The sequence below is a fragment of the Mycolicibacterium lutetiense genome (assembly GCF_017876775.1).
GTDB lineage: Bacteria > Actinomycetota > Actinomycetes > Mycobacteriales > Mycobacteriaceae > Mycobacterium > Mycobacterium lutetiense.
In genome coordinates this window covers 4,245,936-4,259,803 of sequence record NZ_JAGIOP010000002.1, presented here as the reverse complement: position 1 = coordinate 4,259,803, position 13,868 = coordinate 4,245,936, and the positions used below count along the sequence as shown (strand labels likewise).

The window sequence follows — 13,868 nt, the reverse complement described above, 5'->3', positions numbered from 1 at the left end:
GCGCTAAATACTGATGTGCCCCTCGGCGGCGGCGAGGCCGATGTCGCCACGGAAGTGGCTGCCCGGCAAGCGGATCGACTTGGCGAGCGCGTATGCCGCATCGCGTGCGGCGGGCAGGTCTGTTCCGGTGCCGACCACCGAAAGCACCCGGCCACCCGAGGACACCACCGCGCCGTCCTCGCGGCGCGCGGTGCCGGCGTGCAGCACACCGTCGGCTTCCGATCCGTGGATGACGTCGCCGACGCGCGGCCGGCCCGGGTAGTTCTCCGCGGCCACCACCACGGTGACGGCGTAGCCGTCCTGCCACTGCAGGTCGCCGAAGGAGGCGAGCTCGCCGGTGGCCGCGGCGTTCAGCAGCTGCCCCAGCGGCGAATCCAGCAGGGCCAGAACCGATTGCGTCTCCGGATCACCGAAGCGGCAGTTGAACTCCACCACGGCCGGGCCGTTCGAGGTCATCGCCAGGCCGGCGTAGAGCAGGCCCGAGAACGAGCTGCCCCGGGCAACCAGTTCTGCCGCAACAGGTTTCACGACCTCGTCGACAATCTGGGTTTTGACCGATTCCGGCAGCCAAGGCAGTGGAGCGTAGGCGCCCATGCCACCGGTGTTCGGTCCGGTGTCCCCGTCGCCGACTCGCTTGAAGTCCTGGGCGGGCAGCAGCGGAACCACGGTGGCGCCGTCGACGACACAGAACAGCGATACCTCGGGGCCGTCCAGGAACGACTCCAGCAGCACCGGGTGCCCCGAGTCGAGCAGGCTGGCGGCATGCGCCCGGGCGGCGTCGCGATCGGCGCTGACCACCACGCCCTTGCCTGCGGCCAGGCCGTCGTCCTTGACCACCCAGGCGGCCTGACCGGCGGGCGGACCGAAGCGATCCAGCGCGGCGTCGAGGTGGGCCGGGTTGTCGACGATCTCGCTGCCCGCGGTGCGCACCCCGGCCGCGGCCATGACGTCCTTGGCGAATGCCTTGGAGCCCTCGATGCGGGAGGCGTCCTTGCTCGCGCCGAAGCAGGCGATCCCGGCGGCCCGCACGGCGTCGGCCACGCCGAGCACCAACGGAACCTCGGGGCCGATCACCACCAGGTCGCTGCCGAGGCGCCGAGCCAACGCCACCACGGCCTCGGCGGAGGTGATGTCGACGTCGTACTGATCGGCAATGGATCGGGTCCCGGCGTTGCCCGGGGCCACCGCCAACTCGTCGACCTGCGGGTCGCGGCGCAGGGCCAGCAGCAGGGCGTGTTCACGGGCACCGGATCCGACAACAAGGACGCGCACGGTCGTAGCGTAGCCGGAAACTTACGGGCATACACTTGACGCCACGGTGTATGGTCGAACCAAGGAATGTGCTCGCCGTCACACAAGGAGATGACCCGGCTTGACCACCATGAGTGCCTGCCCGTTCGGCGCGGGCTATGACTTCACCGATCCCGATGTCCTACTCCGCGGAATCCCCGTCGACGAATTCGCCCAACTGCGCAGGACCGCACCGGTCTGGTGGAACGAGCAGGGCGAATCGATCTTCGACGACGGCGGTTACTGGGTGATCACCCGCCACGAGGACATCAAGGCCATCTCCCGCAACGGCGGCGACCTGTGGTCCACCAACGCCAAGGGCGCGGTCATGCGGCTGCCCGACAGCGTCACCGCCGAGCAACTCGACCTGACCAAGGCCCTGCTGATCAACCATGACGCACCCGAACACACCCGGTTGCGCAAGCTGGTGTCCCGCCTGTTCACCCCACGGTCGGTCGCGGCACTCGAAGAGAAGCTGGCCGTGGCGGCCCGCGACATCGTGGCCAAGGCCGCGCAGAAAGACACCGGCAATTTTGTCGACGACGTCGCGGTGGGCCTGCCGCTGCTGGCCATCGCCGACCTGATCGGCGTTCCCGAGGAAGACCGGGAGAAGGTGTTCAACTGGTCCAACGCCATCATCAACACCGACGATCCGGATTTCGACGCCGATCCGACGATCGCCAACGCGGAGTTGATGGGCTACGCCTACACCATGGCCGAGCAGCGGCGGCAATGCCCGGCCGATGACATCGTGACCCGTCTGGTGCAGGCCGATTTGGAAGGCACAGACGGTGGAGGCATTACCGACGTCGAGTTCGCGTTCTTCGTGATCCTGCTGGCCGTCGCGGGCAACGAGACCACCCGCAATGCCATGACCCACGGGATGAACGCCTTCCTCGAAAACCCGGACCAGTGGGAGCTTTTCAAGCGCGAACGCCCGGACACCGCGGTCGACGAGATCATCCGCTGGGCCACGCCGGTGCACTGCTTCCAGCGGACCGCCCTGGCCGACATCCGGGTCGGCGATGTCACCGTGAAGGCCGGGCAGCGCGTCGGCCTGTTCTACAGCTCGGCCAACTATGACGAAGAGGTCTTCGAGTCACCGTTCGAGTTCAACATCCTGCGCAACCCCAACCCACACCTGGCCTTCGGCGGCAACGGCGCGCACTTCTGCATCGGCGCCAACCTGGCGCGGATGGAGATCAAACTGATGTTCAACGAGATCGCAGATCAGATCCCTGACATCACCAAACTGGGTGAGCCACAACGCCTCCGGTCCGGTTGGATCAACGGCGTCAAAGACCTGCCGGTCTCCTACCGCGGGTGATCAGCTGTTTGTTTTAGGATTCGCCCATGCGAACGCACGGGTGGTCCGGCTCGGCGCCGGCCAGCGACGAGGAAGCGATTGCCCGCATCCTCGTCGCTGCGGGCAACGCCATCGATGAGCGCGGCGCCGACTTCTCCATCGCCGACGTGGCACGCACCCTCGGCGTGACCCGCCAGACCGTCTACCGCTATTTCCCGAGCACCGAGGCCCTACTGGTGGCGTCCGCGGTGCAGGCGGCCAGCGATTTCCAGCACCGCGTGGCCGCCCATCTCAAGGGCACGACCGATCCGGTGGAGGCCGTCACCGAGGCCATTGCCGTCGCCCTGGAGTGGCTGCCCGAGGACAAACACATCGGTTTGCTCGTCGCTCCCGGACGCTCACCCGCGCACACCGAAGGGGTGACCTCGGACGTGGCGGTCGACTTTGCCCGGACGATGATGCGCATGCTCGACGTCGACTGGGCAGCGATCGGCTACACCGACGCCGACCTCGATGAGCTCGCCGAGCACCTCCTGCGGATCATCCAGTCCTTTGTCATCGACCCTGGGCGTCCTCCCCGCACCGGCGAGGCACTGCGCAGCTATCTGCGCCGGTGGGTCGGCTCGGCCGTGGTGGCCGGCAAATTGGCGTCCGAAAGGCCGTCCGCCGGGCTTTAGCCGGGTTCGGCACGTCAGCGTCGTTCGAAATGTTGGTAGTCGACCGGGTCATGCCAATGCCCACCCCACCGCCAGCCACGCTCGGCGAACGTCCGCACCACCACGTCACCGTCGCGGATCATCCCCTGATCGGCGCGGGTGCGGTCCAGGTACGCCCGTGCGGTGACCGGCTGCAGGTCGCCGGAGGCCGAGATGTACGGGTTGATCAGGGGGTTGACGTCGACCGCACGGCCGTAGGCGTGCAACGACCACGCTCCGTTCGCCAACGGCCGGCAATTGAACGCCGAGGTGTTGTTGTCCTCCATGGACAGCTCGTCGTCGGCGTGCGGATAGTGGTCCACCGTGCGCATCTTCTCGATCGGGAATCGAGCCGAGTACAACTCCCCGAAGATACCGATCACGTCGCTGACGGCATCCCGGTGTACCACCAGCTCACCGCGGTGCGATCGGCCGTCGAAACCGAGATAGGACAGGGTGATTCGGCGGAGGTCGGCGGGCGGTACCGGGCATCCCGGCCGCCAGCTGGCTCCCAGCGCGGCCTCGTCCACCGGCTGCACTCGCGCGGGTTGCTGCGCCGCTGAACCGGGCTGCGGCAAGGTGATGGGAGTCCTCGGCGCCGTGACCGAATCCGGCGCACCACCGGCACACGCCACCGTGCACCCCGTGAACAGACCCACCACCAGGGCACATGCGCGGACCGTTGAGACGCCCACCCCGCTGACTGTAGATCGCGGAGATGACCATCCGCCGTGATCTCAGGGCGGGAAACTGGCGCCTGGGCGGACGTTTGCCGCGGCTTAGACTTGAGCCCTCGACTCAGCCGGGGGGGTGAAGCATGGGGGCACTCGACGCGTTCTACACGACGTGGTCGCAGGCGCGCACCACCTTCGGTGAGGGTGCGCCCACGACCGGCGACGCGTTCGACGGCAGCGCGCGGCTCCGCCAGATGCAATCGACCATCGAGTCCGCAGCGCCCGACGACCGCTGGCAGGGCACCGCATCGCAGGCGTATGCCGCCAAGAACGCCGAACATGCGGCCGTCTACGGCAAGCTCGCGGATCTCGATCGGCGCATGGCTGCCGAAGTCAGCCGGGCAGCCGAGGTGGTCAGCTCCGGTAGGCAGAATCTCGAGCAAACCCAGAGCTGGGTGAGCGGCATGGGCGCGTCGATCCCGCCCGGCAAGACCGGCGAGATCATGCGGGTGATCCTTGCCAGCAAGGGCATCGGCCAGATCAGCGACGTCATCACGCAATCGACCGGAGAGATGGGTGAGATCGGTCGACGCATCGAGGACATCCGCAAGGAGTACGACGCGCTCGCGGGTGAGAAAGCGGGCGCAGGATTGCCGGAAGGCAATCCGCCACCGGTGGATCCACTTGAGGAGCTCAAGCGCAAGTACCAGGTGGACGAGGATCCTGACGGCAAACTCGACTGGGAGCCGGGTTGGCCGTTCAACGAATTTACTGATCCCAAACAGGTCACCGCAACCGAGGGACGAATGCTCGACCGTCTTTCGCTGTTCGAACTGCGAGACCTCGACCAGCTCACGGAGGCCGCCAAGGCTGAAGCAATCGAGAGGTTTCCTCCCCCGCATCATCCGGACGACACGGCCGATAATCACACTGATGCATTCCGGCATGCGTACTGGAATGCGCTGATGACCCAACGCTTCGGCGAGGATTGGACCCGCGATTTCACAACGGCGCACGAACGCCTGCCCAACAATCCCTCCACCGCCGAAGCGATGGACCTCTACAACAACGAGATAGGGAGAAGCATCGCTAAAGCGCATCCCGACGCTAGCCCTGCAGAACTCGCCGACTATGTAGAGCAGGCCGTCCGACAAGGCGATACCGTCGTGGTAGCGCCAAACGCCGATGGCGAAAAGCTCGCTTGGAGCAATACTGTTCCAGAAGGCGGCGCAGGCATCACCTCCAAGTCCACCATTCCCGGGCAGGCACCCACGCCAACTGGCGCTGGGCCTGGAGGCATTTACGACCCCGGTCAGCCCGGAGGTTACGGAACGTCAGCAGGAGGATATTGATTGTGGCCGGTTTGTCAGCAGTACGCGTTGCACTTTGCGTGTTGTTGTTGTTGTGTTTCTCGCTAACCAGCTGTGATCTGGCCAGACAGGCGATGAGGCAATCAATGGATATCGATTACAACGACCAGAAGCTCAACGATGGTCTGGAACGCCTTCTGCACGAGAAGCAGACAGGTCGACTCAGCGACTTCACCAGCTGGGATTGGGACGAGGTGCATCTGTTCCATGAAAACTCCGAACGAGAATTCATCGAAAAGACTGTCGGCGCACCCGTAATCAAGGACCGCTTCTACAACTCGAAAGCCAGCCTGCTGATCTTCGAACTCAACGGAAAACCGGTGAAGGCCGCCGGAATCAGCGGCGATTACCTACGCGGTGAGAATTTCCGGGTTACCTGGCCGACCGACGTGATGCTGCGACCGGAGGGCGGCGGCTACCTGACGCTGACATTGCCTGCCAGCTAGCAGCCATCGAATGAAACGCCAGAGGCGCCGTTGCGCCCTCGCGCTTACCGTCGCCTTCCTAGGCGTCACCGTTGCCTGCGCCTCACATGACGACCCGGTCGGCCGCACCCTCGGCTCGCACGCCGAGAGTTCGACCAGCCCCGAATTGGTCAAGCAGGCAACCGAATTCGGCGGCATCGCGATACCGCCTGGCGCGGAGGTGCTGCAAGCCCACGTCGACAGCGCGATGGACACCAGTTACCAACTGGTGCTGAAGATGCCATCCACCGACCTGCCTACGCTTCTGACGGAGTCGCATTTCACCGGGTCACTCACCCGGGTCTATCCCCCGTTCGAACCGGTCATCGCCGGCCCTGATCTGGCGGGCTCTCCGTCGGTGGTCAGTGCGCAGGATCGCTACCGCAACACTGAGGGCAAGTCGGTGTATCGCACGGTCATCGTCGACGAGCGCGAGCCCAACGTCCGCTTCGTCCATCTGAACATGAACACCACCTAGCCGGACGCCCACGAAATCACAGCACAGTCAACGGCAATGACTTCCGCGGCTCGAACACGAACTCCGCCCCGCCGCTGAACTTCACTACCGCGACCTCACCGAATTCCTTTGCTGCAGTCTCAGTTTCGATAACCCGAGCGGTCCACTCAGCGTCGGACCCGAGGACCTCGACGGAGAGGTGCGGGTCGACGGCGGCGACGATGGCCTGCAGGGGCCGGGTCTCGGCCGGCGAAACCAGGGCCACCCAGGAACCGTCCTCGTGCGCAGGCGACCGACGCACGGACACCGTGTCGGGACCGAACTCGGCGTCGACGTAGGCGGCCGGGTTGAGCAACGGGTGCAGTTCCAGCACGCGCACCGCGCCCTCGATGCCGCCGGGCAAGTCCAGCGCCTTATGAATACGCTCGGCGCCGATCCCCGCCACGCCGATCAGCTGCTTGGTGCAGATATCGGTCGCCAGCGCGGTGTCAGCCCCGGCCCGCGCCCCCACCGCGAGGATGAACGACAGGTTGAGCAGGTGCATCTGCAGGCACACCTCATCAGCGATCCGGACCAGCGCGGAATGGGAGAACGCCGCGAAGTCGAAGTCGGACAGCAGCGGCCCCGAGTAGTCGGACTCGCCTTCATCGGACGGGTCGACCGGGCCCAGAACCGTTTGGGCAGCCCGGGTCCGGCCGATCACCTCGAGTGCCGGGATGTCGTCGACGTCCGGATAGGACTCGTCGATGATCACTGTCCAAGCGCAGTGCGGCTGCCGGTCGGACGGTGTCCGGGGCGGACGGTGGATCGGACGCACCTGGCACTTGGGGTTGGTGGCCAGCGCGGTGGCGTCGAAGGTCGGGTCCTCGATGTCGTGGCACATGCCGCGCACGTAGTCTTCGCCCATCGGCTCCACGTCGAGCAGCGCCCCGCAGTGGTCGAGGTGGAATTCGCCGTGCCACCGATCGTGCACGGTGTAACGGAAATCCATGAACTGCGGCGGAGCGCCGATGTCGAGTTGCAGGCCTTTGAAGATGGTGATGATGTCGACGCCCTCGTACTTGAGCGCCTTCTGCATCCGCCTGGTGTAGATCGGGCTGGAGCCCGCCCACTCCTCGATGGCGATCTGCAGCATCTCTTCGCGGCCGAAATTACTGATGCACCAGGCCATCCCGGAGCGGTCGATCATCTGCCCCATGAGCAGCAGCTCGGGTACCAGCTTGACCAGTTCGTCGCGGGTCAGCGAGGCATACCTACTTGTCATCGAGCTCGCTCCCGGTATTCATCTTGACTGCGGCGTTCACGTTGGCCTTCCGGTCCTCAGCCTGTCCCTTCTCAGCGGCCTTGCGTCGCTTGGCCACCACCTTGGACACGGTGCCGTTGAGACCGGATCCGAGCGGGAAACCGAGGTACTGGGTGAGGAAGATGGCGATGTCCTTGAGCTCTTCCTCGGTGAACTCGCCGTTGAACAGCGCAGCATTGACCTGAATCTCAGCGAGGTCCTGCTGACCTACCGCCGTCACCGCCGACAACGTCATCAGCCGCTTCTCGCGCATCGACAGCCCCGGCTTGTTCCAGATGGTGCCGAACAGGTGGTCGACGGTGAGATCGAAGTACGGATCCCCTTCGATGTTCGGCATCTCCCAGCCGTAGACCTCGTTCATCTTGGCCAGGCCCTTGGCGCGCAACTCGTCCATCGAAGTTCTCCTAATCGTTCTTGTGCGGTACGCCGAGGCCGTCAGCGAGCCGCTGCAGGGCCACTTGGGCCAGCGGAAGGTCCACTCCCACAACATCACCCAGGCCCAGCGCCAGGCTCAGATCCTTCTCCCCCAGCCCGCGGGTGTGGGTGAACGCGTCGTAGAGCCAATGATCCGGGGTCAGCTCGGCCATGTTCTCGCGCACGATGATCGCACCTGGCCCGCTGGTCAGTGCGTCGGTGTGACGCACGACCCGGCCCAGCGCGCCGAGGTCCAGTCCGGCGGCCTCGGCCAGCTTCATCGCCTCACAGGCCGCGGCGTACGAGGTGAACGTCAGCATGTTGCGGGCCAGCTTCATCCGGGTACCTGCGCCGGGTTCACCGGCGTGGATCACCATCGAGCCGAACTGCTTGAGCGCCGGCTTGATCCGCTCGTAGACGGGCCGCTCGGCGCCGACCATGATGGCCAGCTCACCCTTCTCTGCGGCCGCGCCGCCGCCGCTGACCGGGGCGTCCACGATGTGGATGCCCTGCGGCTTGTACTGCTCGGCGAGCTCGGCCGCGGTGGTATCGCTGATCGTGGAGTGGATCACGATCACGGTGTCCGGCTTCACCTTCGGCGCCAGGTCGGCGACCACCGAGCGCACCTGCTCGTCGTTCAGCACCGTGATGCTGATGATGTCCGCTTGAGCAACATCTGTGACGTCGTCCGCCAGCGCCGCGCCGAGCTCCCCGAACGGCTCCATGGATTCGGCTCGCACGTCGTACACGATGAACCCGCCGGGCCACTCGGCCAGACGCTTGGCCATCGGGGCACCCATGTTGCCAAGGCCGATGTAGCCGTATTTCGGATCGCTCATGACCGGATGATCTGTCCGCCGTCGACGTTGAAGATCTGGCCGGTGATCCACTTGGCCTGATCGCTCAGCAGGAACAGGCACATGCCGACCAGGTCTTCCGGCTGACCCATGCGGGACAACGGGATCCCCTTGACGATGTCGGCGACCATCTCCTGCGGCGTGGTGCTGCGGTTGGCCTCGGTGTCGATCGGGCCGGGCGCGATGGCGTTGATGCGGATGTTCTGCCCGCCGAGCTCACGCGACAGCTGCTGGGTGAGGCCGTTGATGCCCACCTTGGCCAGGCCGTAGTAGTTGGCGTACATCCACGCCGCGGTCGACGACTGGTTGACGATCGCGCCGCCGCCACGCTTGGCCATCTTGCGGTAGACGGCCCTGGTGCACAGCAGCGCGCCGTCCATGTTCACGCTCATGAACTTCTTGTAGTAGTCCCAGTCGACGCTGACGAGGAAGTCGAGCTTCATGCCGCCGAAGATCGCGGCGTTGTTGACCAGGTAGTCGATACCGCCGAACTCCGAAAGCGTCTGCGCGGCCATCTCCTTCGTCGAGTCGACGTCGGACACGTCGACGCGCAGGGCCAGGGCGTTGCCGCCCTCACCCTTGATGCCGTCGGCGACCTTCTGCGCACCCTCGGTGTTGATGTCGGCGACCACGACCGCCGCGCCCTCGCGTGCCAGCGCCTCGGCGTAGGCCTGGCCGATACCGCCACCGGCCCCGGTGACGATGGCCACCTTGTTGTCGAACTGTCCCATCAAATTCTCCTCAGTCGTTCTAGTTCGCGAGCGTCGCGACGCACTTGATCTCGGTGTATTCCTCGAAGCCGGCCAGCCCCATCTCGCGGCCGACCCCGGACTGCTTGTATCCGCCGAACGGGGCATCGGCCGAGTACCAGATGCCGCCGTTGACGTTGACGGTGCCGACCCGCATCCGGGCGGCCACCGCCTGCGCGCGGGCGTCGTCACCGGAGAACACGGTGCCGGACAGACCGTAGGGCGAATCGTTGGCGATGCGCACCGCGTCGTCGTCGCCGTCGTGGGCGATCACGGTCAGCACGGGGCCGAAGATCTCCTCACGAGCCACACGCGCGGTGTTGTCCAGGCCGGCGATCACGGTCGGTTCGATGAAGAAGCCGGTGTCCAGATCGGCGGGACGCCCACCACCGCAGGCGAATCGGCCACCCTCCTGCAATGCCAGATCCAGATAGGACTGCACCCGGTCGCGCTGACGCGCCGAGATCAGCGGCCCGCAGACGGTGCGCTTGCTGTTGGGGTCACCGGGCTTGATGCCACCCAACGTGGCTGCCGCCGCCTCCACCGCCTCGTCGTAGCGGGCCCGTGGCACCACCAGGCGGGTGGTGATCGCGCAACCCTGACCGGCGTGCATGGCCACCGTGAAGGCTGCCATCGCGCAGGCTCCGGCCAGGTCGGCGTCGTCGAGCACCAGGAAGGCCGACTTGCCGCCGAGTTCCAGGAACACCTTCTTGAGGGTCAGGGCGGCGTCGGTCATCACCGCGCGCCCGGTCGCGGTGGATCCGGTGAATGAAACCATGTCCACCCGAGGATCTTTGGAGAGCAACGCACCCACCGAGTGATCGCTGGAGGTCACGACATTGATCACGCCGGCGGGGAAATCGGTCTGCTCGGCGATGATCTGGCCGATGGCCGCCGCCGCCCACGGGGTGTCCGGCGCCGGCTTGAGGATCAAGGTGTTACCCGCGGCCAGGGCCGGGCCGACCTTGGCCAGGTTGATCTGGTGCGGAAAGTTCCACGGGGTAATAGCACCGACGACCCCGACTGCCTCTCGGGCGATCTTGCGGTTGGTCGGGATGCCCTGCGGAGTCGCGTAGCCGAGATCGGTTGTCCACCCGTAGTTCTCGGCGGTGTCCGCCGAGAAGCCCAGATCATCGATCGGACCTTCCAGATGCGCACCCGCGGTGAGCATGCGCGGAGCGCCCACCTCGGCGATGGTCAGTTCCCGCAGTTCCTCGACGTTTTCCCGCAGCGCGTCACGCAACTGCCGCAGGCAGCGCACCCGCAGCGCGGTGTTCGTCGACCAATCGGTGTCGTCGAACGCGCGGCGGGCCGCTTCGATGGCGTTGCCCATGTCCTCGGCATTGGCGTCGGCGGCGAGGCCGAGCACCTCTTCAGTGGCGGGGTTGACGGTCTCGAATGCTCCGCCGCCCCCGGCGACGAGCTTGCCGTCGATAAGCAGTTGACTCTGGCGATCGGCCAGTACCGGCATCGGTGAACTCCACTTCGCGAATTCTGGACAACTGTCCGGCTGTCTCGCCTCGAACGATAGCCGCAGACAATGTCGAGCCGCAAGGGTGACCCCCAACCCCGCCTAGTCGGCATCACAATGGCCAGCTCATCGCGGACTTTGCGGATCTGCACTTGCCCAACCTCGGCATCGTCGGATAACTTGGACATGTGTCCAGCGATGCCGTGTCCGCAGTCACAGAGCCAGCTCCGCAGCCAGAGAAGGAATCGCCGCGCAACCGCAGGCAGGAGGAGACCTTCCGCAAGGTCCTGACCGCCGGCACCGAGATGTTGCGCGAATCGTCCTACGCGGATCTGACGGTGCGTGCGGTCGCCGCACGCGCCGGGGTCGCACCGGCCACGGCCTACACGTACTTCTCGTCGAAGAACCACCTGATCGCCGAGATGTACCTGGACCTGGTCAGCCAGTGCCCCTACTTCACCGACGTGAACGACTCCATGACCACCCGCGTCGATGCGGCGCTGCGTGCGCTGACCCTGGTCGTCGCCGACGAACCCGAGGTCGCGGCCGCCTGCACCACAGCCCTGCTGGGCGGCGGGACCGATCCCGCGGTACGCAAAGTGCGCGACCGCATCGGCGCCGAGATCCACAAACGCATCCGTTCAGCGGTCGGGCCGGATGCCGATATCCGCATCGTCTCCGCCCTGGAGATGACGTTCTTCGGCGCGCTGGTCAACGCCGGCAGCGGCGCCTTCACCTACCACCAGATCGCCGACCGACTGACCTACGTCGTCGGGTTAATCCTGGGAGAAGACAAATGACGTTGAAGGAAGTCGAGCTCATCCTCGACCCGTACGACTACGACTTCCACGAAGATCCGTATCCGTACTACCGCCGCCTGCGCGACGAGGCGCCGCTCTACCGCAACGAGGAACGCAAGTTCTGGGCACTGTCGCGGCACCAGGACGTGGTCGCCGGTTTCCGCAACAGCGTCACGCTCTCGAACAAGCACGGTGTCGCGCTCGACCCGATCTCACGCAATGACGAAGCCCACCGGGTGATGTCGTTCCTCGCCCTCGACGATCCCGGCCATCTCCGGTTGCGCACGCTGGTCTCGAAAGGTTTCACTCCGCGCCGGATCCGCGAACTGGAGGGCCGGGTCACCGAGATCGCCCACCAGCATTTGGATGCAGCGCTGGAACATTCAGAAAGCTTCGACTACGTCGACGACTTTGCAGGCAAGCTCCCGATGGACGTCATCTCCGAGCTCATGGGCGTGCCCGAAGAGGACCGCGTGCGCATCCGCGCACTGGCCGACGGTGTCATGCACCGCGAGGACGGCGTCGCCGACGTGCCCGATTCGGCAATCGCGGCCTCCGGCGAGCTGCTGGTCTACTACGCCGACATGGTCAAGCAGCGCAAGAAGAACCTGACCGACGACCTCACTTCGGCACTCGTCCAAGCCGAGATCGACGGTGACAAGCTCACCGACGACGAGATCATGGCGTTCCTGTTCCTCATGGTGGTCGCGGGTAACGAGACCACCACCAAACTGCTTGCCAACGCCGCATATTGGGGCCACAAGAACCCCGACCAGCTGGCTCCGGTGTTCGACAACCACGACTTGGTCGTGCCATGGGTCGAGGAGACCCTGCGCTATGACGCGTCCAGTCAGATCCTGGCCCGGCTGGTCACCGAAGACCAGACGTACTACGACACCACCGTTCCCGCCGGCGATGTGCTGGTCCTGCTGATCGGCTCGGCCAACCGCGATGAACGGGTCTTCGAGAATCCCGACGAGTACCGGATCGACCGCGAGATCGGTCCGAAGCTGGTGAGTTTCGGCAGCGGCGCCCACTTCTGCCTGGGCGCGCACCTGGCCCGCATGGAGGCCCGGGTGGCGCTGACCGAGTTGTTCAAGCGAATCCGCGGATACGAAGTGGACGAATCCGCGGCCGTGCGGGTGCATTCCAGCAGTGTCCGAGGATTCGCTCACCTTCCGATAACAGTGGAGAAGCGCTAAATGGCCCGTTTCGAACCCCATCCCGACCGCCGACCGGCCATCGTGGCCGGCGCGTCGTCCGGCATCGGCGCCGCCACGGCGACCGAACTGGCCGCGCACGGCTTCCCGGTCGCCCTCGGCGCACGCCGCGTCGAGAAATGCCAGGAGTTGGTCGAGCAGATCAAAGCCGATGGTGGTGAGGCGATCGCACTGCCACTCGACGTCACCGACGCCGATTCGGTCAAGTCGTTCGTGCACGGCGCCACCGAAGCACTCGGGGACATCGAGCTGCTGGTGGCCGGTGCCGGTGACACTTTCTTCGGTCAGCTCCACGAAATCAGCACCGACGACTTCGAGAATCAGATCCAGATTCACCTGATCGGCGCCAATCGCCTTGCCACTGCGGTGCTTCCGGGCATGGTCGAGCGCCGGCGCGGTGACATCATCTTCGTCGGCTCTGACGTGTCCCTGCGTCCGCGGCCGTACATGGGTGGCTACGGCGCGGCCAAGGCCGGCCTACTCGGCATGGCCAAGACCCTGCAGATGGAACTGGAGGGCACCGGTGTGCGTGCCTCCGTCGTCCATCCCGGCCCTACCAAGACCGCCATGGGCTGGAGTGCCCCGATGGACAAGGTCGGCGAGATGCTCGAGGATTGGGCCAAGTGGGGCCAGGCTCGGCATGACTACTTCCTGCGTGCAGCGGATCTCGCGCGGGCCATCACCTTCGTCGCGGAAACCCCGCGCGGCGGCTTCATCGCCGAACTGGAGATTCAGCCCGAAGCTCCGCTCGCCGACATCAAGGATCGCCAGAAGCTGAAAGTGGAAGGCTGAGAAAGA

The 13,868-nt window shown here is 65.5% G+C and carries 15 protein-coding genes; 8 read left to right on the top strand and 7 right to left on the bottom strand.

From position 1 onward, the window contains the following. Positions 1-3: 3 nt before the first annotated feature. Positions 4-1,272, bottom strand: a complete 1,269-nt coding sequence (purD, locus tag JOF57_RS29650) for a phosphoribosylamine--glycine ligase (RefSeq protein WP_209923027.1) — start codon at positions 1,270-1,272, stop codon at positions 4-6. A 109-nt stretch (positions 1,273-1,381) separates the two neighbouring features. Between purD and JOF57_RS29645 the strand changes: the two genes are divergently transcribed. Continuing rightward, positions 1,382-2,617: a cytochrome P450 gene (locus tag JOF57_RS29645; protein ID WP_209923832.1), complete on the top strand. Its 1,236-nt coding sequence runs from the start codon at positions 1,382-1,384 to the stop codon at positions 2,615-2,617. A 26-nt stretch (positions 2,618-2,643) separates the two neighbouring features. After that, positions 2,644-3,273 (top strand): TetR/AcrR family transcriptional regulator, encoded by a 630-nt coding sequence (locus JOF57_RS29640; protein ID WP_209923025.1) that lies wholly within the window; start codon positions 2,644-2,646, stop codon positions 3,271-3,273. A 14-nt stretch (positions 3,274-3,287) separates the two neighbouring features. On the opposite strand, the gene JOF57_RS29635 is transcribed toward JOF57_RS29640, so the two are convergent. Continuing rightward, a complete protein-coding gene (locus tag JOF57_RS29635; protein ID WP_209923023.1) occupies positions 3,288-3,986 on the bottom strand; it encodes a M15 family metallopeptidase in 699 nt (232 codons plus the stop codon). A 122-nt stretch (positions 3,987-4,108) separates the two neighbouring features. Between JOF57_RS29635 and JOF57_RS29630 the strand changes: the two genes are divergently transcribed. Genes JOF57_RS29630 through JOF57_RS29620 form a run of 3 tightly spaced genes read left to right on the top strand, consistent with a single transcriptional unit; the run spans position 4,109 to position 6,277 of the window. Next, positions 4,109-5,317 carry a DUF6973 domain-containing protein gene (locus JOF57_RS29630; protein ID WP_209923021.1) on the top strand — a complete coding sequence of 403 codons (1,209 nt, stop codon included), beginning with the start codon at positions 4,109-4,111 and terminating at the stop codon, positions 5,315-5,317. 2 nt (positions 5,318-5,319) lie between these two features. Then, positions 5,320-5,781, top strand: coding sequence for a hypothetical protein (locus JOF57_RS29625; RefSeq protein WP_307870123.1), 462 nt, complete (start codon positions 5,320-5,322; stop codon positions 5,779-5,781). Between the two features lie 10 nt (positions 5,782-5,791). Further along, positions 5,792-6,277: a hypothetical protein gene (locus JOF57_RS29620; protein WP_209923019.1), complete on the top strand. Its 486-nt coding sequence runs from the start codon at positions 5,792-5,794 to the stop codon at positions 6,275-6,277. Positions 6,278-6,293: 16 nt separating this feature from the next. Here the strand turns inward: JOF57_RS29620 and JOF57_RS29615 are convergent, their stop codons facing one another. Genes JOF57_RS29615 through JOF57_RS29595 form a run of 5 tightly spaced genes read right to left on the bottom strand, consistent with a single transcriptional unit; the run spans position 6,294 to position 11,050 of the window. Then, positions 6,294-7,520: a hypothetical protein gene (locus JOF57_RS29615; RefSeq protein ID WP_209923017.1), complete on the bottom strand. Its 1,227-nt coding sequence runs from the start codon at positions 7,518-7,520 to the stop codon at positions 6,294-6,296. After that, positions 7,510-7,953, bottom strand: coding sequence for a carboxymuconolactone decarboxylase family protein (locus tag JOF57_RS29610; RefSeq protein ID WP_209923015.1), 444 nt, complete (start codon positions 7,951-7,953; stop codon positions 7,510-7,512). Before JOF57_RS29610 ends, JOF57_RS29615 begins: the two co-directional genes overlap by 11 nt. A gap of 10 nt (positions 7,954-7,963) precedes the next feature. After that, the gene (locus tag JOF57_RS29605) at positions 7,964-8,812 is read right to left on the bottom strand and encodes an NAD(P)-dependent oxidoreductase (RefSeq protein ID WP_209923013.1); all 849 of its coding nucleotides are present in this window, start codon (positions 8,810-8,812) and stop codon (positions 7,964-7,966) included. Continuing rightward, positions 8,809-9,561, bottom strand: a complete 753-nt coding sequence (locus tag JOF57_RS29600) for an SDR family oxidoreductase (protein ID WP_209923012.1) — start codon at positions 9,559-9,561, stop codon at positions 8,809-8,811. Before JOF57_RS29600 ends, JOF57_RS29605 begins: the two co-directional genes overlap by 4 nt. Positions 9,562-9,580: 19 nt before the next feature. Next, complete coding sequence (locus JOF57_RS29595) at positions 9,581-11,050, bottom strand: aldehyde dehydrogenase (protein ID WP_209923009.1); 1,470 nt, start codon at positions 11,048-11,050, stop codon at positions 9,581-9,583. A 188-nt stretch (positions 11,051-11,238) separates the two neighbouring features. Here JOF57_RS29595 and JOF57_RS29590 point away from each other — a divergent pair, with 188 nt between their 5' ends. From JOF57_RS29590 to JOF57_RS29580, 3 genes are read left to right on the top strand one after another with little or no spacing between them, the layout of a single operon-like run. Beyond that, complete coding sequence (locus tag JOF57_RS29590; RefSeq protein ID WP_209923007.1) at positions 11,239-11,850, top strand: TetR family transcriptional regulator; 612 nt, start codon at positions 11,239-11,241, stop codon at positions 11,848-11,850. Continuing rightward, complete coding sequence (locus JOF57_RS29585) at positions 11,847-13,052, top strand: cytochrome P450 (RefSeq protein WP_209923005.1); 1,206 nt, start codon at positions 11,847-11,849, stop codon at positions 13,050-13,052. The genes JOF57_RS29590 and JOF57_RS29585 overlap by 4 nt, the downstream gene beginning before the upstream one ends. Next, complete coding sequence (locus tag JOF57_RS29580) at positions 13,053-13,862, top strand: SDR family oxidoreductase (protein WP_209923003.1); 810 nt, start codon at positions 13,053-13,055, stop codon at positions 13,860-13,862. The last annotated feature ends 6 nt before the right edge of the window (positions 13,863-13,868 follow it).

Bases quoted from the DNA above. Each gene is read 5' to 3' on its own strand.
- JOF57_RS29645 (WP_209923832.1), top strand. From the start codon at position 1,382: ATGAGTGCCTGCCCGTTCGGCGCGGGCTATGACTTCACCGATCCCGAT.
- JOF57_RS29640 (WP_209923025.1), top strand. From the start codon at position 2,644: ATGCGAACGCACGGGTGGTCCGGCTCGGCGCCGGCCAGCGACGAGGAA.
- JOF57_RS29630 (WP_209923021.1), top strand. From the start codon at position 4,109: ATGGGGGCACTCGACGCGTTCTACACGACGTGGTCGCAGGCGCGCACC.
- JOF57_RS29620 (WP_209923019.1), top strand. From the start codon at position 5,792: ATGAAACGCCAGAGGCGCCGTTGCGCCCTCGCGCTTACCGTCGCCTTC.
- JOF57_RS29615 (WP_209923017.1), bottom strand. From the start codon at position 7,520: ATGACAAGTAGGTATGCCTCGCTGACCCGCGACGAACTGGTCAAGCTG.
- JOF57_RS29610 (WP_209923015.1), bottom strand. From the start codon at position 7,953: ATGGACGAGTTGCGCGCCAAGGGCCTGGCCAAGATGAACGAGGTCTAC.
- JOF57_RS29605 (WP_209923013.1), bottom strand. From the start codon at position 8,812: ATGAGCGATCCGAAATACGGCTACATCGGCCTTGGCAACATGGGTGCC.
- JOF57_RS29600 (WP_209923012.1), bottom strand. From the start codon at position 9,561: ATGGGACAGTTCGACAACAAGGTGGCCATCGTCACCGGGGCCGGTGGC.
- JOF57_RS29595 (WP_209923009.1), bottom strand. From the start codon at position 11,050: ATGCCGGTACTGGCCGATCGCCAGAGTCAACTGCTTATCGACGGCAAG.
- JOF57_RS29585 (WP_209923005.1), top strand. From the start codon at position 11,847: ATGACGTTGAAGGAAGTCGAGCTCATCCTCGACCCGTACGACTACGAC.
- JOF57_RS29580 (WP_209923003.1), top strand. From the start codon at position 13,053: ATGGCCCGTTTCGAACCCCATCCCGACCGCCGACCGGCCATCGTGGCC.